This is a genomic window from Pseudomonas sp. ADPe (assembly GCF_014843515.1).
In the GTDB taxonomy this organism is placed as follows: Bacteria; Pseudomonadota; Gammaproteobacteria; order Pseudomonadales; family Pseudomonadaceae; genus Pseudomonas; species Pseudomonas citronellolis.
Genome location: NZ_CP062122.1, coordinates 4,960,971 through 4,983,496 on the forward strand (window position 1 = coordinate 4,960,971; position 22,526 = coordinate 4,983,496).

General features: G+C 65.7%; 20 protein-coding genes. All 20 read left to right on the plus strand.

Features of this window, described 5'->3' with window-relative positions:
- The first annotated feature begins 19 nt into the window (after positions 1–19).
- The 20 genes from flgG to fliI all read left to right on the plus strand — a co-directional run bounded on the left by flgG (position 20) and on the right by fliI (position 22,508).
- Positions 20–805, plus strand: coding sequence for a flagellar basal-body rod protein FlgG (gene flgG, locus IG194_RS22595; RefSeq protein ID WP_009620838.1), 786 nt, complete (start codon positions 20–22; stop codon positions 803–805).
- A gap of 58 nt (positions 806–863) precedes the next feature.
- On the plus strand, positions 864–1,556 hold the full coding sequence (flgH, locus tag IG194_RS22600) for a flagellar basal body L-ring protein FlgH (RefSeq protein ID WP_058488805.1): 693 nt from the start codon (positions 864–866) through the stop codon (positions 1,554–1,556).
- A 14-nt stretch (positions 1,557–1,570) separates the two neighbouring features.
- Positions 1,571–2,680 carry a flagellar basal body P-ring protein FlgI gene (locus IG194_RS22605; protein ID WP_009620845.1) on the plus strand — a complete coding sequence of 370 codons (1,110 nt, stop codon included), beginning with the start codon at positions 1,571–1,573 and terminating at the stop codon, positions 2,678–2,680.
- 10 nt (positions 2,681–2,690) lie between these two features.
- Positions 2,691–3,908, plus strand: coding sequence for a flagellar assembly peptidoglycan hydrolase FlgJ (gene flgJ, locus IG194_RS22610; RefSeq protein WP_058488806.1), 1,218 nt, complete (start codon positions 2,691–2,693; stop codon positions 3,906–3,908).
- Positions 3,909–3,934: 26 nt separating this feature from the next.
- Complete coding sequence (gene flgK, locus IG194_RS22615) at positions 3,935–5,941, plus strand: flagellar hook-associated protein FlgK (protein WP_058488807.1); 2,007 nt, start codon at positions 3,935–3,937, stop codon at positions 5,939–5,941.
- 10 nt (positions 5,942–5,951) lie between these two features.
- The gene (locus tag IG194_RS22620) at positions 5,952–7,541 is read left to right on the plus strand and encodes a flagellar hook-associated protein 3 (RefSeq protein ID WP_058488808.1); all 1,590 of its coding nucleotides are present in this window, start codon (positions 5,952–5,954) and stop codon (positions 7,539–7,541) included.
- A 239-nt stretch (positions 7,542–7,780) separates the two neighbouring features.
- Positions 7,781–9,223, plus strand: coding sequence for a flagellin (locus IG194_RS22625; protein ID WP_058488809.1), 1,443 nt, complete (start codon positions 7,781–7,783; stop codon positions 9,221–9,223).
- A gap of 76 nt (positions 9,224–9,299) precedes the next feature.
- Positions 9,300–9,644 carry a flagellar protein FlaG gene (locus tag IG194_RS22630; protein WP_064987625.1) on the plus strand — a complete coding sequence of 115 codons (345 nt, stop codon included), beginning with the start codon at positions 9,300–9,302 and terminating at the stop codon, positions 9,642–9,644.
- 84 nt (positions 9,645–9,728) lie between these two features.
- Positions 9,729–11,132 (plus strand): flagellar filament capping protein FliD, encoded by a 1,404-nt coding sequence (gene fliD, locus IG194_RS22635; protein WP_058488811.1) that lies wholly within the window; start codon positions 9,729–9,731, stop codon positions 11,130–11,132.
- Positions 11,133–11,265: 133 nt separating this feature from the next.
- Positions 11,266–11,646, plus strand: a complete 381-nt coding sequence (gene fliS / locus IG194_RS22640) for a flagellar export chaperone FliS (RefSeq protein WP_058488812.1) — start codon at positions 11,266–11,268, stop codon at positions 11,644–11,646.
- Positions 11,647–11,672: 26 nt separating this feature from the next.
- Positions 11,673–11,969, plus strand: a complete 297-nt coding sequence (locus tag IG194_RS22645; protein WP_043267646.1) for a hypothetical protein — start codon at positions 11,673–11,675, stop codon at positions 11,967–11,969.
- A gap of 222 nt (positions 11,970–12,191) precedes the next feature.
- Positions 12,192–13,667 carry a sigma-54 dependent transcriptional regulator gene (locus IG194_RS22650; protein ID WP_024128246.1) on the plus strand — a complete coding sequence of 492 codons (1,476 nt, stop codon included), beginning with the start codon at positions 12,192–12,194 and terminating at the stop codon, positions 13,665–13,667.
- Between the two features lie 122 nt (positions 13,668–13,789).
- Positions 13,790–14,995: a sensor histidine kinase gene (locus tag IG194_RS22655; RefSeq protein WP_141679798.1), complete on the plus strand. Its 1,206-nt coding sequence runs from the start codon at positions 13,790–13,792 to the stop codon at positions 14,993–14,995.
- 4 nt (positions 14,996–14,999) lie between these two features.
- Positions 15,000–16,415, plus strand: a complete 1,416-nt coding sequence (gene fleR / locus IG194_RS22660) for a sigma-54-dependent response regulator transcription factor FleR (protein WP_058488814.1) — start codon at positions 15,000–15,002, stop codon at positions 16,413–16,415.
- A gap of 87 nt (positions 16,416–16,502) precedes the next feature.
- Positions 16,503–16,904, plus strand: a complete 402-nt coding sequence (locus IG194_RS22665; RefSeq protein WP_412535688.1) for an endonuclease domain-containing protein — start codon at positions 16,503–16,505, stop codon at positions 16,902–16,904.
- 300 nt (positions 16,905–17,204) lie between these two features.
- Positions 17,205–17,540: a flagellar hook-basal body complex protein FliE gene (gene fliE, locus IG194_RS22670; protein ID WP_009620871.1), complete on the plus strand. Its 336-nt coding sequence runs from the start codon at positions 17,205–17,207 to the stop codon at positions 17,538–17,540.
- 23 nt (positions 17,541–17,563) lie between these two features.
- Positions 17,564–19,354, plus strand: a complete 1,791-nt coding sequence (fliF, locus tag IG194_RS22675; RefSeq protein WP_058488816.1) for a flagellar basal-body MS-ring/collar protein FliF — start codon at positions 17,564–17,566, stop codon at positions 19,352–19,354.
- Positions 19,355–19,360: 6 nt separating this feature from the next.
- On the plus strand, positions 19,361–20,377 hold the full coding sequence (fliG, locus tag IG194_RS22680) for a flagellar motor switch protein FliG (RefSeq protein WP_009620873.1): 1,017 nt from the start codon (positions 19,361–19,363) through the stop codon (positions 20,375–20,377).
- Positions 20,378–21,163: a flagellar assembly protein FliH gene (gene fliH / locus IG194_RS22685; RefSeq protein ID WP_058488817.1), complete on the plus strand. Its 786-nt coding sequence runs from the start codon at positions 20,378–20,380 to the stop codon at positions 21,161–21,163.
- Positions 21,153–22,508 (plus strand): flagellar protein export ATPase FliI, encoded by a 1,356-nt coding sequence (gene fliI, locus IG194_RS22690; protein ID WP_058488818.1) that lies wholly within the window; start codon positions 21,153–21,155, stop codon positions 22,506–22,508. Before fliH ends, fliI begins: the two co-directional genes overlap by 11 nt.
- Positions 22,509–22,526: the final 18 nt, after the last annotated feature.

The following is a 22,526-nucleotide window of genomic DNA, read 5'->3' on the forward strand; positions in this document are numbered from 1 at the left end:
ACGCCCGAGGAGAAGACATATGCTTCCGGCACTGTGGGTCAGCAAGACCGGCCTGTCCGCCCAGGACATGAACCTGACCACCATTTCCAACAACCTGGCGAACGTCTCGACCACCGGCTTCAAGCGCGACCGCGCCGAGTTCCAGGACCTGCTGTACCAGATCAAGCGCCAGCCCGGCGCCCAGTCGACCCAGGACAGCCAACTGCCCTCGGGCCTGCAGCTGGGTACCGGCGTGCGCATCGTCGGCACCCAGAAGAACTTCACCGCCGGCAGCCTGCAGACCACCGACAACCCGCTGGACATGGCGGTCAACGGCCGCGGCTTCTTCCAGGTGCTGACCCCGGACGGCACCGTCGCCTACACCCGCGACGGCAGCTTCCACCTGAATTCCGACGGCCAGATCGTCACCTCCAACGGCAACGCCCTGGAGCCGGCCATCGTGGTCCCGGCGGAAACCCAGACCTTCACCGTCGGCAACGACGGCACCGTCTCGGTGACCGTGGCCGGCAACTCGCAGCCGCAGATCATCGGCAACATCCAGACCGCCGACTTCATCAACCCGGCGGGCCTGCAGGCGACCGGCAACAACCTGTTCCTGGAAACCGCCGCCAGCGGCGCGCCGCAGGTCGGCACCCCGGGCCTGAACGGCCTGGGCACCGTGCAGCAGAACACCCTGGAGAACTCCAACGTCAGCGTGGTGGAGGAGATGGTCAACATGATCACCACCCAGCGCGCCTACGAGATGAACTCCAAGGTGATCTCCACCGCCGACCAGATGCTGTCCTTCGTCACCCAGAACCTTTGATGCATGACGCGGGCCCCGCGGCCCGCGAGTTAGTGGCTCTCCCCGAGAGGTAGTTGCAATGAACCGTTCCCATCTTCTCTCGCTGCTGGCGCTCGCCGCGCTGGCCGGTTGCGTCAGTCCTCCGCCGAAGCCGGACGACCCGTACTACGCGCCGGTCATGCCACGCACGCCCATGCCCGCGGCACAGAACAACGGTTCCATCTACCAGGCCGGGTTCGAAAACAACCTCTACGGCGACCGCAAGGCCTTCCGCATCGGTGACATCATCACCATCACCCTCAACGAGAAGACCCAGGCGAGCAAGAAGGCCAACTCGGACATCTCCAAGGACAGCAGCAACAAGATGGGGCTGACCTCGCTGTTCGGCAGCAAGGCCACCACCAACAACCCCTTCGGCAGCGGCGACCTGAGCCTCAGCGCCGAGTACAGCGGCAACCGCGAGACCAAGGGCGACAGCGCGGCGGGGCAGAGCAACAGCCTGACCGGCTCGATCACCGTGACCGTGGCCGAAGTCATGCCCAACGGCATCCTCGCCGTGCGCGGCGAGAAGTGGATGACGCTGAACACCGGCAACGAGCTGGTGCGCATCGCCGGGCTGATCCGCGCCGACGACATCGCCACCGACAACACCGTGTCCTCGACCCGCGTGGCGGATGCGCGCATCACCTACTCGGGCACCGGCGCCTTCGCCGACGCCAGCCAGCCGGGCTGGCTGGACCGCTTCTTCCTCAGCCCGCTGTGGCCGTTCTGAGCAGGTGACCTGAGATGTCGATGTTCTCCCGCCTGCTCTTAGTACTCGGCCTGTCCTGCCTGACGCTCGCCGCCCACGCCGAGCGCCTGAAGGACATCGCCAGCATCCAGGGCGTGCGTAGCAACCAGCTGATCGGCTACGGCCTGGTGGTCGGCCTCAACGGTTCCGGCGACCAGACCACGCAGACGCCCTTCACCCTGCAGACCTTCAACAACATGTTGGCGCAGTTCGGCATCAAGGTGCCGGCCGGCAGCGGCAACGTGCAGCTGAAGAACGTCGCCGCGGTGTCGGTGCACGCCGACCTGCCGGCGTTCGCCAAGCCGGGCCAGACCATCGACGTGACCATCTCCTCCATCGGCAACGCCAAGAGCCTGCGCGGCGGCAGCCTGCTGATGACCCAGCTCAAGGGCATCGACGGCCAGACCTACGCCATCGCCCAGGGCAACCTGGTGGTGGGCGGCTTCGACGCCGAGGGCCGCGACGGCTCGAAGATCACCGTCAACGTGCCGTCGGCCGGGCGCATCCCCTCCGGCGCCACCGTCGAACGCGCGGTGCCGAGCGGCTTCGACCAGGGCAACAGCCTGACGCTGAACCTCAACCGCCCGGACTTCACCACCGCCAAGCATATCGTCGACCGCATCAACGACATGCTCGGCCCGGGCGTGGCCCAGGCCATCGACGGCGGCTCGGTGCGCGTCAGCGCGCCGCTGGACCCGAACCAGCGGGTGGACTACATGTCGGTGCTGGAGAACCTGGAGATCCAGTCCGGAGAGGCGGTGGCCAAGGTCATCATCAACTCGCGCACCGGCACCATCGTCATCGGCCAGAACGTGCGCGTGTCGCCGGCCGCCGTGACCCACGGCAGCCTCACCGTGACCATCACCGAGGACCCGATCGTCAGCCAGCCCGGCCCCTTCTCCAACGGCGAGACCGCGGTGGTGCCGCGCTCGCGGGTGAACGCCGAGCAGGAAGCCAAGCCGATGTTCAAGTTCGGCCCCGGCACCACCCTGGACGAGATCGTCCGCGCGGTGAATCAGGTGGGCGCGGCGCCCAGCGACCTGATGGCCATTCTCGAAGCCCTCAAGCAGGCCGGCGCGTTGCAGGCCGAGCTGATCGTCATCTGAGGACGCCGCCATGGACGCACGACTGCTCAACTCCGGCGCCAGCGCCAGCGACAGCCAGGCCTACACCGACCTCAACCGCTTGAGCCAGCTGAAGAGCGGCGACCGCAACAGCCAGGGCAACATCCGCAAGGTGGCCCAGGAGTTCGAGTCGCTGTTCCTCAACGAGATGCTCAAGTCGATGCGCTCGGCCAACGAGGTGTTCGCCAAGGACAACCCGCTCAACAGCGAGACCGCCAAGCAGTACCAGGACATGTACGACCACCAGCTGTCGGTGTCCCTGGCGCGCGAGGGGCACGGCATCGGCCTGGCCGACGTGCTGGTCAAGCAGATGGAGAAGATGCAGGGCGTGCGCCACACCGGCAACAACCCCTTCGCCCAGGTGCAGGCGCAATCCGATACCCAGGCCACCCAGGCTGTAGCGGGGCAGGACCGGCAGCGGGCCAGGAGCCTGTGGTCCGCCAGCGGCAAGCCGCTGACGCAGCCCGAGCCCGGCCGCGACGACCGCCAGGCGCTGAACGCGCGGCGCCTGGCCTTGCCGGGCACGCTGGCCAAGCGCATCGCCGCCGGCATAGTGCCGGACGCCAATGCCGCCAGCGCCAGCCAGCCGACGCAGTTGGCCAGCAGCGACTGGCGCAACGGCAGGGGCTACGCCCGCCAGGACGATACCGCCGGCAGCGCCGCCGTCGCCGATACCTCGGCCATCTCGACCAAGCCGGGCAAGTCCATGTTCGCCTCGGCCGACGACTTCGTCGCCACCATGCTGCCCATGGCCGAACGCGCGGCCAAGCGCATCGGCGTCGACCCGCGCTACCTGGTGGCCCAGGCCGCGCTGGAAACCGGCTGGGGCAAGAAGATGATCGCCCAGCGCGACGGCAGCAGCAGCCACAACCTGTTCGGTATCAAGACCGGCTCGAGCTGGAGGGGCGATTCGGCGCGCGCGCTCACCAGCGAGTACGAGAACGGCAAGCAGGTGAAGGAGGTGGCCTCGTTCCGTGCCTACAACTCCTTCGAGCAGAGCTTCCAGGACTACGTCAGCTTCCTGCAGAACAACGACCGCTACCAGGGCGCCCTGGACTCCGCCGCGCGCCCCGAGCAGTTCATGAAGGAACTGCAGCGCGCCGGCTATGCCACCGACCCGCAATACGCGCGCAAGGTCTCGCAGATCGCCAGGCAGGTGCAGGTCTACCAGACCGTGGCCATGGCCGACGCCCCGACCCGTACGCTTTGAAGAATGGAACGCTCTAAGGAAAGCCCATGAGCCTGTTATCCATAGGACTGTCCGGCCTCAACGCCTCGCAAACGGCGCTGAGCACCACCGGCAACAACATCACCAACGTCGACACCGCCGGCTATACCCGCCAGCAGTCGATGCAGGTCAGTTCGGCCGCGCAGTTCTCCGGGCGCTACTACGTGGGCACCGGCACCACGGTGCAGGACGTGCGCCGGATGTACAGCGAGTTCCTGGCCAACCAGCTGCGCGGCGCGACGGCGGTGAACAGCGATGCGCAGACCTACCTGAGCCAGGTCAACCAGGTCGACTCGCTGCTGTCGGACAGCACCACCGGCCTGTCCTCGGTGATGCAGAACTTCTTCGCCTCGCTGCAGACCGCGGCCGGCACCCCGACCGACTCCGCCTCGCGGCAACTGGTGCTGACCCAGGCGAAGAACCTGGCGCAACGCTTCAATTCCATCTCCACCCAGCTGGGCACCCAGAACAGCTACGTCAACACCCAGATGAGCAGCCTGGCCGGGCAGGTCAGCGACCTGGCCAAGACCATCGCCCAGTACAACCAGGCGATCACCGCCGCCGAGTCCGCCGGCGCCAGCGCCAACGACCTGCAGGACAAGCGCGACCAGGCGGTGGTGCAGCTGTCGGACATGATCGGCGTCAGCGTGGTCAAGCAGGGCAGCAGCTACAACCTCTACCTGGGCTCCGGCCAGCCGCTGGTGGTGGGCAGCAACGCCTCGACCCTGAGCGCCGCGCCCAGCGCCAGCAACCCGTCGCAGTACAGCCTGTCGCTGAACTCCAGCTCCAGCGGCGTGACCGTGGACGTCACCTCGGTGGTCACCGGCGGCCAGATGGGCGGCCTGCTGCGCTACCGCAGCGAGGTGCTGAACACCACCCAGAACGAACTGGGGCGCATGGCCATCGTCCTCGCCGACACCTTCAACAGCCAGCTGGCCCAGGGCCTGGACCTCAACGGCAACTTCGGCGCCGCGCTGTTCAAGGACATCAACGACGCCAGCGTGATCGGCAACCGCAGCCTGGCCAACGGCCTCAACAGCGGCACCGGCAACCTCAACGTCAGCATCGACGACAGCAGCGCGCTGACCACCAGCGACTACGAGGTGACCTTCACCTCGGCCACCGGCTACACCGTCAGGCGCCTGTCCGATGGCGAGGTGATGGGCAGCGGCGACCTCACCGACGATCCGCCCAAGGAATTCGACGGCTTCAGCCTCAGCCAGCAGAGCGTCGGCACCATCCAGGCCGGCGACCGCTTCACGGTGATCCCCACGCGCACCGCCGCGGCGGACATCTCGGTAGCGATGACCGACGCCAACCGCCTGGCGCTGGCCTCGCCGCTGGTCTCCACCACCACCACCGGCAACATCGGCAGCGGCACCATCAGCGGCACCAGCCTGACCACCGAGCTCGACGCCAGCAACAGCGCCGACCTGGCGGCGGCGATCAAGGCCGGCATGCCGGTCAAGCTGGTGTTCGACGCCGCTGCCGGCGACGGCACCCAGGGCTACACGATCTACGATTCCGCCGGCAACTCGCTGGGCACCGGCAGCATAGTGCCGGGGCAGAGCAACGACATCAGCGTCACCGTGCCCGGCACGCCGTCGTTCAGCTTCCAGACCAGCATCGGCGGCTACCCGGGCAAGGGCGACAGCTTCACCGTCGCCTTCAATTCCGATGGCGATGCCGACAACGGCAACGCGCAGAAGCTCATCGACCTGCAGAGCGCCAAGACCGTGGGCAGCGGCACCGGCAGTGGCAGCGGCATGAGCCTGACCGGCGCCTACAGCAGCCTGACCGAGACCGTCGGCGCCCAGGCCAACCAGGCCAAGCTGGACGCCACCGCCACCGACGCGGTGCTGACCCAGGCGCAGAACACCCGCGACTCGCTGTCGGCGGTCAACCTCGACGAGGAAGCGGCCAACCTGGTGAAGTTCCAGCAGTACTACACGGCCTCCGCGCAGATCATCAAGACCGCGCAGACGCTCTTCGACACCCTGATCAACAACATCTGAGGCGGCCGTGATGCGTATTTCCACCCCGCAGATCTTCAGTTCCAACATCGACAACTACAACCGCGGCTACGCCAGCCTGGCCAAGACCCAGGAGCAGATCTCCAGCGGTGTGCGCATCCAGACCCCCGCCGACGACCCCGTCGGCGCCGCGCGCCTGCTGCAACTCGAGCAACAGCAGGCATTGCTGGGCCAGTACAGCGGCAACATGACCACAGCCACCAACAGCCTGAACCAGGAGCAGAGCGTCCTCGACTCGATCAATACCGCGCTGCAGCGCGCCCGCGAGTTGACCCTCCGTGCCGGCGACGGCTCCCTGAGCGATGACGACCGGGGCGCCATCAGCGAGGAGCTGGGCCAGATCCAGAAACAGCTGCTGACGCTGATGAACAGCAAGGATGCCAGCGGCAACTACCTGTTCTCCGGCAGCAAGAGCACAGTGCAGCCGTTCATCCAGAACGCCGATGGCAGCTACAGCTACCAGGGCGACCAGAGCTCGCTGAATTTGCAAGTCTCGGACAACCTGCTGATCTCCACCAACGACAATGGCTGGAGCATCTTCGAGATGGCAGCCAACGCCAGCCGCACCGTCAGCTCGCTGACCAGTGAGCCGAACGCCGATGGCGTACAGCGGGCCTTCCTGTCCCAGGGCACGGTGACCAACGACAAGAGCTACAACGGCAGCTTCCGCGATGGCGCGCCCTACACCCTGAATGTGCTCAGTGGCACCCAGTACCAGATCCTCGACAAGGACGGCAACGACGTCACCAGCGAGGCCAATACCAACGGTACCTACGACGCCACTTCCACCGACAGCAACGCCATCATCTTCCGCGGCGCGCAATTCCAGCTCGACGTCTCCCTGCCCAAGACCGACGACGCCAGCAATATGGACAGCCTGGTCGATGGCTACAGCTTCAGCTTCGGTACCGCCCCGGACACCCTCTCGGTGAAGCGCAGCGCCGCCAACACCTCGTCGGCCCAGGTCACTTCGGCCACGGTGAGCAACGCGAACACCTACACCACCCAGTTCCCGAGCAACGGCGTGCAGCTGAAATTCACCAGCGCCACCGACTACGAGGTCTACGCGCTGCCGGCAGTCCAGGGCGCCACGCCGATGGCCAGCGGTACCCTGGGCGCGACCTTCCCGCAGACCATCAGCGTCGCCGGTATCGACATGGCCATCAGTTCGGCGCCGGCGGCCGGCGACCAGTTCAGCGTCACCGCCAGCTCGCCGGAGCGGCAGAACATCCTCAATACCCTGGGCGACCTCCGCGCGGCGCTGGATACCTCCACCGCCAACGATCCGCAGGCGCAACTGAACATCCGCAACATGGTGGCCAGCGCGGTGACCAACCTCGACAAAGCCACCAACCAGGTGCTGACGACGCAATCGTCGATAGGCGCACGCCTGAACACCATCGAGGTGCTCAACCAGGAAAACCAGAGCCTGAGCCTGACCAACACCACCACCCAATCGTCGATCCGCGACACCGACATGGCAGCGGCGACGTCGCAGCTGGTGCTGCAGCAAACCATGCTCGAAGCGGCGCAGGCGGCGTTTGCGCGGATCAGTCAGTTGAGTTTGTTCAACAAGCTCTGAGTTGCCACAAAGCCGTGGTTTCAGCTTTCCGAGGCTGGTTTTCCGATGGCCCAGGCCGTTTTTCAACCTACTGATCTACTTGCATTTTTCCACCAGTTCGGCAAACCAGGAAAAAAACTGCGGGAAAAACCTAAAGCTTCCCGGTAAGCCGACGATAACCCTAACGAAGGTTCTCCACGCCACTTGGGATACTCGCCGGGGCAGGGAAACCGCATAGCCCAACATACGAGGAATTCGTCATGGCTCTTACCGTCAACACCAACGTCGCCTCGCTGTCGGTTCAGAAGAACCTGACCAAGGCCTCCAACGCCCTGTCCACCTCCATGACCCGCCTGTCCACCGGCCTGCGCATCAACAGCGCCAAGGACGATGCCGCCGGCTCGCAGATCTCCAACCGCCTGACCAGCCAGGTCAAGGGCCTGGACGTAGCCGTGAAGAACGCCCAGGACGCCAACTCCATTGCCCAGGCTGCCGAAGGCGCCCTGCAGGAGTCCACCAACATCCTGCAACGCATGCGCGAGCTGTCCCTGCAGTCGGCTAACGGCTCCAACAGCAAGGAAGACCAGGAGTCGCTGAACCAGGAGTTCAAGTCCCTGACCGCCGAACTGACCCGTATCTCCCAGACCACCACCTTCGGTGGCGGCACCTCGGGTATCAAGCTGCTCGACGGTTCGGCCGGCGGCACCGGTACCCTGACCTTCCAGGTCGGCGCCAACGCCAACGAGACCATCAGTTTCACCCTGGGTGATATGAGTGCAGCAGCTCTGAAGGGGTCTTCTAACCTGGCAACTGTGTCTGGCAGCGTCGCCATCAAAGCTGATGTCGAGGGTGCTGGCGGTACTGTCACTGCAGATAGCACTCTGACTATCAATGGCACTAGCGTTGCTATCAAGAAAGGTGCTAGTGCAAACGATATCGCAGCAGCAATTAACACCAACGTAACTGGTGTAAGCGCTACCGCTGATAAAGATGGAAAACTGCAATTGACTTCTGGTAGCGATATCAAAGTAACTGGCGCTTTGGCTTCTGCATTAGGTATTTCAGATGGTGCTGCGGCTGCTGGAGCGACCCAGACTAGCGGCACTTCCACTACGTTTGCTGCCGGTACACTTAAAATTGGTAGTGTTGATGTTGCTACTACTACGGCAGCTTCTACAGTTGACACAGTGTTGGCAGATATACAGGCAAAAATTACAGATGGTACGCTGACTAACGTAGCCGCTTCGAAAGATGCTAGCGGTGCGCTAGTACTGAGTTCTCTGGACGGAACGGCTCTTACTGTTAGTGCAGGGACTACTGGTTTGGCTTTTACTGCTTCAACTGCCGTTGCTGCAGACCCTGATTTTGGTAAAGCAGAGACTTCATATTCCTCGGTGCAGGATCTCGATATCAACACCGCTGGTGCGGCTCAGTCTGCCACCCAGGTCATCGACGCCGCCCTGAAGCAGATCGATACCCAGCGTTCCGCCCTGGGTGCCGTGCAGAACCGTCTGGACAGCACCATCTCCAACCTGCAGAACGTGTCGGAAAACGCCACCGCTGCGCGCAGCACCATCCAGGACGTGGACTTCGCTTCGGAGACCGCGGAAATGACCAAGCAGCAGACCCTGCAACAGGCCGCCACCGCGGTGCTGGCCCAGGCCAACCAGCTGCCGTCCGCAGTCCTGAAGCTGCTGCAATAAGGGCTCGCCGGAAGGTGGAAATCGAGGAAGGGCGCACTGCGCCCTTCCTTGCTTTGCGTGTGGAGGGTAAACCCTGATGGATACCAGCCTCGGATTCAATACCGTACGGACCGTGGATACACCGGCCACGTCTAGCGCCAGGCAGGCCGCTGGCAATACCTTGCCGCAAAGCGCCAAGGAATCGCCAGCCGCTGCCGGTCGTCGTAACCTGAACGATGCCGTCAGCCGCCTGCGCGAGCAGGCGCAATCGGTGCAGCGCAACCTCGAATTCTCGGTGGACGAGGCCAGCGGCGAAACCGTGGTCAAGGTTGTCGCTGCCGATACCGGCGAAGTCATCCGGCAGATTCCGTCGGAGGTCGCCCTGCGGCTTGCGGAGAGCCTGAAGGATGCGGGCAATCTGTTGTTCAGCGAGCGTGCCTGAGGCCTGGCGCGATTCTTGAATAGAGCGTCCTAGACACATGGCGTGTGTAGAAACCGCCAGAAATTTGGACAGGAGGGTGGGCAAATGGCTGGGACTTCGATCAATGGCGTGGGTTCGGGAATCGACATTGATTCCATCGTGACCTCGCTGGTGAACGCGCAGAAGACGCCGAAGCAGAACCAGATCACCAACCAGAAGACCGCCACCAATACCACGCTATCCGGTATCGGCACCCTGCAGAGCGCGCTGGAAACTTTCCAGAAGGCGCTGGACAAGCTCAACGACTCCACTTCGAACGCTTTCGCCGGTCTGGCGGTGAAGTCATCGGATACTGAGGCGCTGACCGCCAAGCTGGGCTCCGGCGCAGCAGCAGGAACCTATAAGGTCGAGGTCACCAGCCTAGCCACCAGTTCCAAGGTCGCTACCCAGTACATCGACAAGGCGACGACCTTCGGCAGCGGTTCCCTGAGCATCACCCAGGGCAGCAGTACCTACAATGTCAACGTCAGCGCCGGGGCCAGCCTCTCGGATATTCGTGACAGCATCAATACTCAACTACAGAGCAGCGGCATCACCGCGAACATCATCACCGACGATTCCGGCTCGCGCCTGGTGCTTAGCTCCAGTGTCACCGGTGCAGGTAGCGACATCAGCGTCACTGCCTCCGGTGACGACAGCCTGCAGGCCTTCGCCATCGATGGCGCCAATACCCAGGCTTCGGCCAGCGCTGGTGGCTATATCACCGCTCCTGCGGCCAATGCGGTGTACAGCATCGATGGCCTGCCGATGAGCAGTTCGACCAACAGCATCAAGAACGCCATCAGCGGCGTGGAGTTCGACCTGGTCGCCAAAGGCGAATCGACCATTACCGTCAGCACCAACACCGATGGCCTGAAGAGTTCGGTGCAGTCTTTCGTCAGTGCCTACAACGCATTGATGACCTCGATGAACTCGCTGACCAAGGTCACCAGCACCACCGACAGCGACGGTAATCCGACTACCTCTTCGGCGGCGCTGGCCGGCGACGCCATGACCCGTTCGCTGCTCAATACCCTGCGTACCGAACTGGTCGGTTCCTCGACCAATGGCGGCACCATCAAGCTGCTCTCGCAGCTGGGTGTCTCTACCCAGAACGACGGTACCCTCTCCATCGACGATGACAAGCTGGACACGGCCCTGGAGAAGAACTTCGCCTCGGTACAGGGGTTCTTCACCGGCAGTGGCGGCCTGCTCGAACGCATGAGCAGCAGTCTGGATGTGTATACCAAGAGCAATGGCCTGCTCGACCAGCGCAAGGCTACGCTGAACGATACCCTCAGCGACCTGGCTACCCAGCAGACTGCGCTGGACAACCGCATGGATAAGCTGACCGCTACTCTGATGGCCAAATACAACGCCATGGATACCCTCGTGGCTCAATTGAATGCTACCAGCGATAGCGTGCTGACCACCTTGAATGCCCTGAACAAGAAGGATTCGGATAGCTAGGTTTCGATCCGTTAGCCCCCATCCGCTCTAGGGCGGGACTGTAGGGCGAGATCTTCTCCTAAAGATATTTCCGTATGCGCCGATATCCTTGGTACCAACGATATGTTCGTTCAAGGAACCAAGGGGATATCGCATGAACGCCATGGCCGCGCTGCGCCAGTATCAGAGTGTCAACACCCAATCCCAGGTACATGACGCTTCTCCCCATCGTCTGATCCAGATGCTGATGGAAGGTGGCCTCAGTCGCATCGCTCAGGCCAAGGGCTCCATGGAGCGCGGTCAGTTCGCCCAGAAGGGGGTGCTGATAGCCAAGACCTCGGCTATCATCGCCGGCTTGCGTGAAGCACTGAACTTCGAGGCCGGTGGTGAGTTGGCCCAGGGGTATGCCAATCTCTATGACTACATGACTCGCCGCCTGGGCGAGGCCAACCGCAGCAACGACGTGGAAATCCTCGACGAAGTCTCGGGCCTGCTGCGGACCATCAAGGACGGTTGGGACGCCATCCCTCAGTGAGAGCGTCCCGCCAGGAGAGACATGACATGACCCTCGCCGTCGAGCGTATCGAACAAACCCGCAGCGCCCTGGGCACCGCCCTGGCAGAGCAGGACTGGGAAGCCATCGCCCGGCTGGACCTGGAGTGTCGCCAGCACGTGGATGCCGCCATGCACGAGCCGCTGGACGACGACAGCGACCTCAAGCGCAGCCTCGAAGGCCTGCTCGTGCTGTACCGCGAACTGGTCCAGGAAGTCACCCGCCAGCGCCAGGGCGTGGCCGAGGAGATCATCCGCGTCAATCGGTCGCACAAGGGCGCCAAGGTCTATCAGCTTTTCGGCTGAGCCCCGCGGGTCGCCCGTTCGGCGCGGCCCCTCGTTTTCGCCGTTGCCGCCGTTCGTGCCAGCAGGTAAGTTCTTCCGTCGGAAACAACGAATAAATCACGCCATAAATTTGACTCCTGCCACATTTTTGACTTTACTTGGTGGCTAAATGATGGCGGATTGTTTCCGCCTCTTTCCCGTTGCCGTTCGCCGGCCCACATGCCTTCGGAAGACAAGAGCAAGATGTGGCGTGAAACCAAGATTCTGCTGATTGACGACGACCTGGAGCGTTGCCGCGAACTCTCCACCATCCTCAACTTCCTCGGCGAGGACCAGTTGTCCTGCCGCAGCCGCGAATGGCGCCTGGCGGTCGACGACCTGCCCAACGGCAGCCGCGGCGTGCTCTGCGTGCTGCTCGGCAGCGTCGAGCACAAGGGCGGCGCCCTGGAGCTGCTCAAGCAGCTTTCGGCCTGGGACGAATTCCTGCCGGTGCTGCTGATCGGCGACTCGGCGCCGACCGACTGGCCGGAAGAGCTGCGCCGCCGCGTGCTGGCCAGCCTGGAGATGCCGCCCAGCTACAACAAGCTGCTCGATTCCCTGCACCGCGCCCAGGTCTACCGCGAGATGTACGACCAGGCCCGCGAGCGCGGCCGCCAGCGCGAGCCCAACCTGTTTCGCAGCCTGGTCGGCACCAGCCGGGCCATCCAGCAGGTACGGCAGATGATGCAGCAGGTGGCCGACACCGACGCCAGCGTGCTCATTCTCGGCGAGTCCGGCACCGGCAAGGAAGTGGTGGCGCGCAACCTGCACTACCACTCCAAGCGTCGCGAAGCGCCCTTCGTGCCGGTTAACTGCGGGGCCATTCCCGCCGAGCTGCTGGAAAGCGAACTGTTCGGCCACGAGAAGGGCGCCTTCACCGGCGCCATCACCAGCCGCGCCGGGCGCTTCGAGCTGGCCAACGGCGGCACCCTGTTCCTCGACGAGATCGGCGACATGCCGCTGCCGATGCAGGTCAAGCTGCTGCGCGTGCTGCAGGAGCGCACCTTCGAGCGCGTCGGCAGCAACAAGACGCAGAACGTCGACGTGCGCATCATCGCCGCGACCCACAAGAACCTGGAGAAGATGATCGAGGGCGGCAGCTTCCGCGAGGACCTGTACTACCGCCTCAACGTCTTCCCCATCGAGATGGCGCCGCTGCGCGAGCGGGTGGAAGACATCCCGCTGCTGATGAACGAACTCATCTCGCGCATGGAGCACGAGAAGCGCGGCTCCATCCGCTTCAACTCCGCCGCCATCATGTCGCTGTGCCGTCACGACTGGCCGGGCAACGTGCGCGAGCTGGCCAACCTGGTGGAACGCCTGGCGATCATGCACCCCTACGGGGTGATCGGCGTGGGCGAGCTGCCGAAGAAATTCCGCCACGTCGACGACGAGGACGAGCAACTCGCCAGCAGCCTGCGCGAGGAGCTGGAAGAGCGCGCCGCCATCACCGCCGGGCTGCCGGGCCTGGACTCGCCGGCGATGCTGCCGGCCGAGGGCATCGACCTCAAGGACTACCTGGCCAACCTCGAGCAGGGGCTGATCCAGCAGGCCCTAGACGACGCCAACGGCGTGGTCGCCCGCGCCGCCGAGCGCCTGCGCATCCGCCGCACCACCCTGGTGGAGAAGATGCGCAAGTACGGCATGAGCCGCCGCGAGGAGGAAGTGGCGGAGGATTGACGCCGCTTGCCTTTGCGTTTCAATAAGTGCTTGAAAATAAAGGATTAATTTTTAGGCACGCAGATTGCTAAGACTCTGCCAGCCGACGCTTTCACGACGTCGGATGGAAGAGAGACAGCATGATGCCAGCCGTACCCCAGCAGTCCCAGCCGACCTCCAGCGATGCGCCGGAGGAGAACGGCCGCGCCGGCCTGGACCAGGCCTTCGCCCTGTTCAACCAGATGTCCACCCAGCTGAACCAGTCGTACAGCATGCTGGAGGCGCGGGTCAGCGAACTGAAGGGACAGCTGGCCCTGGTCAGCGCCCAGCGCATGCAGGAGCTGGCGGAGAAGGAACGCCTGGCCAACCGCCTGCAGAGCCTGCTGGACCTGCTGCCCGGCGGCGTCATCGTCATCGACGGCCAGGGCGTGGTGCGCGAGGCCAACCCGGCGGCGCGCGGCCTGCTCGGCCAGCCCCTGGTAGGCATGCTGTGGCGCCAGGTCATCGCCCGCTGCTTCGCGCCGCGCAAGGATGACGGCCACGAGATTTCCCTGCGCGACGGGCGCCGCCTGTCCATCGCCACCCGCTCGCTGAACGGCGAGCCGGGGCAACTGGTACTGCTCAACGACCTCACCGAGACCCGCCGCCTGCAGGACCAACTGGCCCGCCACGAGCGCCTGTCGGCCCTGGGCCGGATGGTCGCGTCCCTGGCCCACCAGATCCGCACGCCGCTGTCCGCGGCCATGCTCTATGCCGGCCACCTGAGCGAGCAGGCGCTGCCGCTGGAGCAGCAGCAGCGCTTCGCCGGGCGCCTCAAGGAGCGCCTGCAGGAACTGGAGAACCAGGTGCGCGACATGCTGGTGTTCGCCCGCGGCGACCTGCCGCTGCCGGACCGCCTGAGCCCGGCGGAGCTGTTCGCCGGCCTGCGCGCCGCCGCCGAGGCCCATGTCGCCGGCCTGCAGCTGCGCTGGCAATGCGACGTGCGCGGCGGCGAGCTGCTGTGCAACCGCGACACCCTGGTCGGCAGCGTCCTCAACCTGCTGCACAACGCCATCCAGGCCGGCGGCCAGGACGTGAGCCTGAAAGTCCACCTCTACGCTCGCGGCGACAGCCTGCGCCTGGCCATCAGCGACAGCGGCCCGGGCATGGACGCCGCCACCCTGGCGCGCCTGGGCGAGCCCTTCTTCACCACCAAGACCACCGGCACCGGCCTCGGCCTTGCGGTGGTCAAGGCGGTGGCCAAGGCGCACCACGGCGAACTGCGCCTGCAATCGCGACCGGGCCGTGGCACCTGCGCCAGCCTGATCCTGCCGCTGATCGCGGCCCCCGTCCGTGAACACAAGGAATAACCCAATGCCCGCCAGAATCCTGCTCGTCGAAGACGACCGCGCCCTGCGCGAAGCCCTCTCCGATACCCTGCTGATCGGCGGCTGCGAGTTCACCGCCGTGGACAGCGCCGAGGCGGCCCTGGTCGCCCTGCAGCGCGAGGCCTTCGGCCTGGTGGTCAGCGACGTCAACATGCCCGGCATGGACGGCCACCAGTTGCTCGGCCTGATCCGCGCCCGCTACCCGCAGCTGCCGGTGCTGCTGATGACCGCCTTCGGCGCCGTCGAGCGCGCCGTCGACGCCATGCGCCAGGGCGCCGCCGACTACCTGGTGAAGCCCTTCGAGCCCAAGGTGCTGCTGGAGCTGGTGGCCCGCCACGCCCTGGGCCAGGCGCCCGTCGCCGAAGGCGAGGGCCCGGTGGCCGTGGAACCGGCCAGCCGCCAGTTGCTGGAGCTGGCCGCGCGGGTGGCGCGCAGCGATTCCACCGTGCTGATCTCCGGCGAGTCCGGCACCGGCAAGGAAGTGCTGGCGCGCTACATCCACCAGCAGTCGCCGCGCGCCAACAAGCCCTTCATCGCCATCAACTGCGCGGCCATTCCCGACAACATGCTCGAGGCCACCCTGTTCGGCCACGAGAAGGGCGCCTTCACCGGCGCCATCGCCGCGCAGCCGGGCAAGTTCGAGCTGGCCGACGGCGGCACCATTCTCCTCGACGAGATTTCCGAGATGCCCCTGGCCCTGCAAGCCAAGCTGCTGCGCGTGCTGCAGGAGCGCGAGGTGGAGCGCGTGGGCGCGCGCAAGCCGATCGAGCTGGACATCCGCGTGCTGGCCACCACCAACCGCGACCTGCTCGGCGAGGTGGCGGCGGGGCGCTTCCGCGAGGACCTGTACTATCGCCTGTCGGTCTTCCCCCTGGCCTGGCCCGCCCTGCGCGAGCGCCCGGCGGACATCCTGCCGCTGGCCGAGCGCCTGCTGGCCAAGTACGTGAAGAAGATGAACCTGGGCGCGGTGAGCCTGGCCGCCGACGCCCGCGACGCCCTGCTGACGCACCCCTGGCCGGGCAACGTGCGCGAGCTGGACAACGCCATCCAGCGCGCGCTGATCCTGCAGCAGGGCGGCCAGGTCCGCGCCCTGGACCTGTGCCTGAACGCCCCCATCGGCATGGCGCCCGCAGCGCCCGTGATCCCCCTGGTGCAGCCCGCCCCGGCGGCGGCCGCCGCCAGCGCCGGAATTCCGTCGGCGCCCGCGGACAACGCCGGCGGCCTCGGCGAAGACCTGCGCCGCCGCGAGTTCCAGATGATCATCGACACCCTGCGCAGCGAACGCGGCCGCCGCAAGGAAGCCGCCGAACGCCTGGGCATCAGCCCGCGCACCCTGCGCTACAAGCTGGCGCAGATGCGTGACGCGGGGATGGATGTGGAGGCCTACTTGTACGCCAGTTGAGTGGCGCCGGTTTCCCCTGTTCGGGCCCGCTGTTCGCGGGCCTTTTCTTTGTCTGGTGAGGGGCGTTTCCCGTGGTGGTTTCAGCGCTTGCCGGCAGTCGTGACGGCGGTGGGTGGCGCAGGGTTCTGCTTTTCCATGGAGGAAGGGCAGGGCATGTCGAGGCCAACGGAATTCGCCCGGGAACTGCGGCGTCGGCAAACCGACGCGGAGCGGTTGTTGTGGAGTCGCCTGCGGGATCGCCGGCTACTCGGCTGGAAATTCAGGCGCCAGGTGCCGCTGGGGCCGTATGTGGTGGATTTCTATTGCCATGAGCGGCAACTGGTGGTGGAACTGGACGGCGGGCAGCATCTGGGAAACGTCGCGGATGTCGAGCGGGACGCCTGGTTGAGGGGGCAGGGGCTGCGGGTGTTGCGGTTCTGGAATCATGATGTGCTGGTACGGACGGAAGGGGTGTTGGAGGCGATTCTGTTGGCATTGGAGCCTGGATAGAGCACCCTCACCCCAGCCCTCTCCCAGAGGGAGAGGGGGCCGTTCGGCGTGGCGACAAGTAATGGATTTCTCCTGGCATATAGGTGTGGCCGGCACCGATGTTCCAGGCTGCATGCCTTGATTCGTACGGCAGAGGAGGGGCTCCCTCTCCCTCCGGGAGAGGGCTGGGGTGAGGGGCTCTTGCTCCCAATTACCTCATCCTGCAAGTCCCCCCTGAAACCTGGCACCCTTGTTGCAATCCCCTATGCCAAAGCGCCGCGGCGTCAAAAAAGCCGCGGCCCGTAGTCAGAGGGAAAGCCAATGAGTCAGGGTATCGAGTTCAACCGCCTGCTACTGGAAATGCGCTCCATGCAGATGGACGCCATGGCCAAGGCCAAGCCGGCCGCCTCGGCGCCGGCTGCCGTGGAGGGCGCGCCGAGCTTCTCGGACATGCTCGGCCAGGCGGTGAACAAGGTGAACTCCACCCAGCAGGCCGCCAGCGCGCTGGCCAATGCCTTCGAGGTGGGCCAGAGCAACGTCGACCTGACCGACGTGATGATCGCTTCGCAGAAGGCCAGCGTGTCCTTCCAGGCCATGACCCAGGTGCGCAACAAACTGGTCCAGGCCTACCAGGACATCATGCAGATGCCCATCTGAGCCACGGGGTAGGTAGATAGTTCATGGCCGAAGCCACTGTAGACAACCAGGTCCCCGCCAAAGCCGGCGCAGCCGAAATGCTGAAGAAGCCGCTGATGGGCCTGCAGTTCCTCGAGAACCTCGCCGAGATGCCGGTGCTGCGCCAGGTCGGCCTGCTGGTCGGGCTGGCGGCGAGCATCGCCATCGGCTTCGGCATGGTGCTGTGGTCCCAGCAGCCGGACTACAAGCCGCTGTACGGCAGCCTCAACGGCGTCGACGCCAACAAGGTGGTCGAGACGCTGAACGCCGCCGACATCAACTACAAGGTCGACCCCAACTCCGGCGCCCTGCTGGTCAAGGCCGACGACCTCGGCCGCGCCCGCATCAAGGTGGCCGGCGCCGGCCTGACGCCCACCGACAGCAACGTCGGCTTCGAGATCCTCGACAAGGAACAGGCCCTGGGCACCAGCCAGTTCATGGAGGCGACCAATTACCGCCGCGGCCTGGAAGGCGAGCTGGCGCGCACCATCTCCAGCCTGAACAACGTCAAGGCCGCCCGCGTGCACCTGGCCATCCCGAAGAGTTCGGTGTTCGTCCGCGACGAGCGCAAGCCCACCGCCTCGGTGCTGGTCGAGCTGTACCCGGGGCGCAGCCTGGAGCCCAGCCAGGTGCTGGCGATCGTCAACCTGGTGGCCACCAGCGTGCCGGAACTGGACAAGTCCCAGGTCACCGTGGTCGACCAGAAGGGCAACCTGCTCTCCGACCAGCAGGAGCTTTCCGAACTGACCATGGCCGGCAAGCAGTTCGACTATTCCCGGCGCATGGAAAGCATGTTCACCCAGCGCGTGCACAGCATCCTGCAGCCGGTGCTGGGCGACGGCCGCTACAAGGCCGAGGTGTCCGCCGACGTCGACTTCAGCGCCGTGGAATCCACCGCCGAGTCCTACAACCCGGACCAGCCGGCCCTGCGCAGCGAGCAGGTGAACAACGAAGAACGCCAGAACAGCAACGGCCCGCAGGGCGTGCCGGGTGCGCTGTCGAACCAGCCGCCGGGCCCGGCCAGCGCGCCGCAGCAGACCGGCAAGAGCGCCGGCGGTGATTTCGTCGCCCCGGGCCAGCCGCTGAAGGACGCCAACGGCCAGACCATCATCGACCCGAAGACCGGCCGTCCGGTGCTGGCGCCGTACCCCACCGACAAGCGCGAGCAGAACACCCGCAACTACGAGCTGGACCGTTCCATCAGCTACACCAAGCAGCAGCAGGGCCGCCTGCGCCGGCTTTCCGTCGCGGTGGTGCTGGACGACCACATGGTCGCCGACCCCAAGACCGGCGAAGTCAGCCACAAGCCCTGGAGCGCCGACGAACTGGCGCGCTTCACCCGCCTGGTGCAGGACGCGGTGGGCTACGACGCCAGCCGTGGCGACAGCGTCAGCGTGATCAACGCGCCCTTCGCCCCTGAGCAGAACCTGGAGATCGCCTCGCCGCCGTTCTACTCGCAGCCCTGGTTCTGGGACATCGTCAAGCAGGTGCTGGGCATCGTCTTCATCCTGGTGTTGGTGTTCGGCGTGCTGCGCCCGGTGCTGAACAACCTCGCCGGCAACAAGAACAAGGCCCTGGTGGCCGGCGCCGGCGGCGACATGGCCCTGGGCGAGATGGGCGGCCTGGAAGGCGAGCTGGCCGAGGACCGCGTCAGCCTGGGCGGCCCGCCGAGCATCCTGTTGCCCAGCCCCAGCGAGGGGTACGATGCGCAGCTGAACGCGATCAAGAGCCTGGTGGCTCAGGACCCGGGCCGCGTGGCCCAGGTAGTGAAGGATTGGATCAACTCCGATGAGTGATGCGGTATGAGCGAGACCCGGTTGAACGCCAAACTGACCAAGGTCGACAAGGCTGCGATTCTCCTGCTGTCCCTCGGCGAGACCGACGCGGCCCAGGTGCTGCGGCACATGGGGCCGAAGGAAGTGCAGCGGGTCGGCGTGGCCATGGCGCAGATGCGCAACGTGCATCGCGAGCAGGTCGAGCAGGTGATGAGCGAGTTCGTCGAGGTGGTCGGCGACCAGACCAGCCTGGGCGTCGGCGCCGACGGCTACATCCGCAAGATGCTCACCCAGGCCCTGGGCGAGGACAAGGCCAACAACCTCATCGACCGCATCCTGCTGGGCGGCAACACCAGCGGCCTGGACAGCCTGAAGTGGATGGAGCCGCGCGCCGTAGCCGACGTCATCCGCTACGAGCACCCGCAGATCCAGGCCATCGTCGTCGCCTACCTGGACCCGGACCAGGCCGCCGAAGTGCTCAGCCACTTCGACCACAAGGTGCGCCTGGACATCGTCCTGCGCGTGTCCTCGCTGAACACCGTGCAGCCCTCGGCGCTGAAGGAACTCAACCTGATCCTCGAGAAGCAGTTCGCCGGCAACGCCAACGCCACCCGCACCACCATGGGCGGGGTGAAGCGCGCGGCGGACATCATGAACTACCTCGACAGCTCGGTGGAGGGCGCCCTGATGGACGCCATCCGCGACGTCGACGAAGACCTTTCCGGGCAGATCGAGGACCTCATGTTCGTCTTCGACAACCTCGCCGACGTCGACGACCGCGGCATCCAGGCGCTGCTGCGCGAAGTCTCCTCGGACGTGCTGGTGCTGGCCCTCAAGGGCTCGGACGAGGGCATCCGCGAGAAGATCTTCCGCAACATGTCCAAGCGCGCCGCCGAACTGCTGCGCGACGACCTGGAGGCCCGCGGTCCGGTGCGCGTCAGCGAAGTGGAGGGCGCGCAGAAGGAAATCCTCACCATCGCCCGGCGCATGGCCGACTCCGGCGAGATCGTCCTCGGCGGCAAGGGTGGCGAGGAGATGATCTAAGTGAGTGGTCCCGCGAAACCCAAGGGCGAGGAACACGATGGCCTGATCCGCGCGCGCGACGTCGCCGGCTTCGACCGCTGGGCGTTGCCCAGCTTCGACCCGGTGGTGGAACGGCCGCCGGAGCCTGCGCCCGAGCCGCAGGCGCCGGAAACCCCGGCGGTGGAGGAAGTCCCCGTCGAGGAAGTCAAACCGCTGACGCTCGAAGAACTCGAAGCGATCCGCCAGGACGCCTACAACGAAGGCTTCGCCACCGGCGAGAAGGACGGCTTCCACGCCGGCCAGCTCAAGGCCCGGCAGGAGGCCGAGGTGGCGCTGCAGGAGCGCCTGGCTGGCCTGGAGACACTGATGGGCCAGCTGTTCGAGCCCATCGCCGAGCAGGACCTGCTGATCGAGCAGATGCTGGTCAACCTGGTCGGCCAGGTGGCGCGCCAGGTCATCCAGCGCGAGCTGGAGGGCGACTCCAGCCAACTGCGCCAGGTATTGCGCGAGGCGCTCAAGCAACTGCCGATGGGCAGCGACAACGTGCGCATCCACGTCAACCCGCAGGACTTCGAACTGGTCAAGGCCCTGCGCGACCGCCACGAGGAAAGCTGGCGCATCCTCGAGGACGAGCAGCTGCTGCCCGGCGGCTGCCGCATCGAGACCGAGCATTCGCGCATCGACGCCAGCATCGAGACGCGCCTGGCGCAGATCACCAAGCAACTCTTCGAACAGCAGCGCGAGCAGGCCACCCACGCCCTGGAGCCGGACCTGCACATCGACCTGGACCAGACCGATGCGCCTTGACCGGGTAAGTTTCGCCAGGCGCCTGGAAGGCTACCTGGACGCCGCCAAACTGCCGGCGCAGCCGGTGGTGGAAGGCCGCCTGCTGCGCATGGTCGGCCTGACCCTGGAGGCTGAGGGCCTGCAGGCGGCGGTGGGCAGCCGCTGCATGGTGATCAACGACAGCGGCTACCACTCGGTGCAGGTGGAAGCCGAGGTCATGGGCTTCTCCGGCGGCAAGATCTTCCTCATGCCGGTCGGCAGCCTCGCCGGCATCGCCCCTGGCGCCCGCGTGGTGCCGCTGCCCGACAGCGGCCGCCTGCCCATGGGCATGTCCATGCTCGGCCGCGTGCTCGACGGCGTCGGCCGCGCCCTGGACGGCAAGGGCGGGATGCGCGCCGAGGACTGGGTGCCGATGGACGGCCCGACCATCAACCCGCTCAAGCGCGAGCCGATCCACGAACCCATGGACGTCGGCATCCGCTCGATCAACTCGCTGCTCACCGTCGGCCGCGGCCAGCGCCTGGGCCTGTTCGCCGGCACCGGCGTGGGCAAGTCGGTGCTGCTGGGCATGATGACCAAGTACACCAAGGCCGACATCATCGTGGTCGGGCTGATCGGCGAACGGGGCCGCGAGGTGAAGGAATTCATCGAGCACATCCTCGGCGAGGAAGGCCTCAAGCGTTCGGTGGTGGTCGCATCCCCCGCCGACGACGCGCCGCTGATGCGCCTGCGCGCGGCCATGTACTGCACGCGCATCGCCGAATACTTCCGCGACAAGGGCAAGAACGTCCTGCTGCTGATGGACTCGCTGACGCGCTTCGCCCAGGCCCAGCGCGAGATCGCCCTGGCCATCGGCGAGCCGCCGGCGACCAAGGGCTACCCGCCATCGGTGTTCGCCCGCCTGCCACGCCTGGTGGAGCGCGCCGGCAACGGCGAGAAGGGCGGCGGTTCGATCACCGCCTTCTACACCGTGCTCAGCGAGGGCGACGACCAGCAGGACCCGATCGCCGACTCCGCCCGCGGCGTGCTCGACGGCCACTTCGTGCTGTCGCGCCGGCTGGCCGAGGAAGGCCATTACCCGGCCATCGACATCGAGGCCTCGATCAGCCGGGTGATGCCCCAGGTGGTCAGCCCCGAGCAATTGCAGCACGCCCAGCGCTTCAAGCAGCTATGGTCGCGCTACCAGCAGAGCCGCGACCTGATCAGCGTCGGCGCCTACGTCGCTGGCGGCGATGCGGAAACCGACCTGGCCATCCAGCGCTTCCCGGTGATGCGCCAGTTCCTCCGCCAGGGCCTGAACGAAAGCCAGAGCCTGGAAGACAGCGCCCAGCTGCTGGACGCCGTGCTGTCCGGCAAGGCCGGCTGAGGTTGCCGCATCATGCCT

Excerpts from the sequence above, each read along its gene's own strand:
- IG194_RS22655 (WP_141679798.1), top strand. The coding sequence starts at position 13,790 with ATGCCAGCCGTACCCCAGCAGTCCCAGCCGACCTCCAGCGATGCGCCG.
- IG194_RS22645 (WP_043267646.1), top strand. The coding sequence starts at position 11,673 with ATGACCCTCGCCGTCGAGCGTATCGAACAAACCCGCAGCGCCCTGGGC.
- flgG (WP_009620838.1), top strand. The coding sequence starts at position 20 with ATGCTTCCGGCACTGTGGGTCAGCAAGACCGGCCTGTCCGCCCAGGAC.
- flgJ (WP_058488806.1), top strand. The coding sequence starts at position 2,691 with ATGGACGCACGACTGCTCAACTCCGGCGCCAGCGCCAGCGACAGCCAG.
- flgH (WP_058488805.1), top strand. The coding sequence starts at position 864 with ATGAACCGTTCCCATCTTCTCTCGCTGCTGGCGCTCGCCGCGCTGGCC.
- fliF (WP_058488816.1), top strand. The coding sequence starts at position 17,564 with ATGGCCGAAGCCACTGTAGACAACCAGGTCCCCGCCAAAGCCGGCGCA.
- flgK (WP_058488807.1), top strand. The coding sequence starts at position 3,935 with ATGAGCCTGTTATCCATAGGACTGTCCGGCCTCAACGCCTCGCAAACG.
- IG194_RS22620 (WP_058488808.1), top strand. The coding sequence starts at position 5,952 with ATGCGTATTTCCACCCCGCAGATCTTCAGTTCCAACATCGACAACTAC.
- fliI (WP_058488818.1), top strand. The coding sequence starts at position 21,153 with ATGCGCCTTGACCGGGTAAGTTTCGCCAGGCGCCTGGAAGGCTACCTG.
- IG194_RS22625 (WP_058488809.1), top strand. The coding sequence starts at position 7,781 with ATGGCTCTTACCGTCAACACCAACGTCGCCTCGCTGTCGGTTCAGAAG.
- fliS (WP_058488812.1), top strand. The coding sequence starts at position 11,266 with ATGAACGCCATGGCCGCGCTGCGCCAGTATCAGAGTGTCAACACCCAA.
- IG194_RS22605 (WP_009620845.1), top strand. The coding sequence starts at position 1,571 with ATGTCGATGTTCTCCCGCCTGCTCTTAGTACTCGGCCTGTCCTGCCTG.
- fliE (WP_009620871.1), top strand. The coding sequence starts at position 17,205 with ATGAGTCAGGGTATCGAGTTCAACCGCCTGCTACTGGAAATGCGCTCC.
- IG194_RS22650 (WP_024128246.1), top strand. The coding sequence starts at position 12,192 with ATGTGGCGTGAAACCAAGATTCTGCTGATTGACGACGACCTGGAGCGT.
- fleR (WP_058488814.1), top strand. The coding sequence starts at position 15,000 with ATGCCCGCCAGAATCCTGCTCGTCGAAGACGACCGCGCCCTGCGCGAA.
- fliG (WP_009620873.1), top strand. The coding sequence starts at position 19,361 with ATGAGCGAGACCCGGTTGAACGCCAAACTGACCAAGGTCGACAAGGCT.
- IG194_RS22630 (WP_064987625.1), top strand. The coding sequence starts at position 9,300 with ATGGATACCAGCCTCGGATTCAATACCGTACGGACCGTGGATACACCG.
- fliD (WP_058488811.1), top strand. The coding sequence starts at position 9,729 with ATGGCTGGGACTTCGATCAATGGCGTGGGTTCGGGAATCGACATTGAT.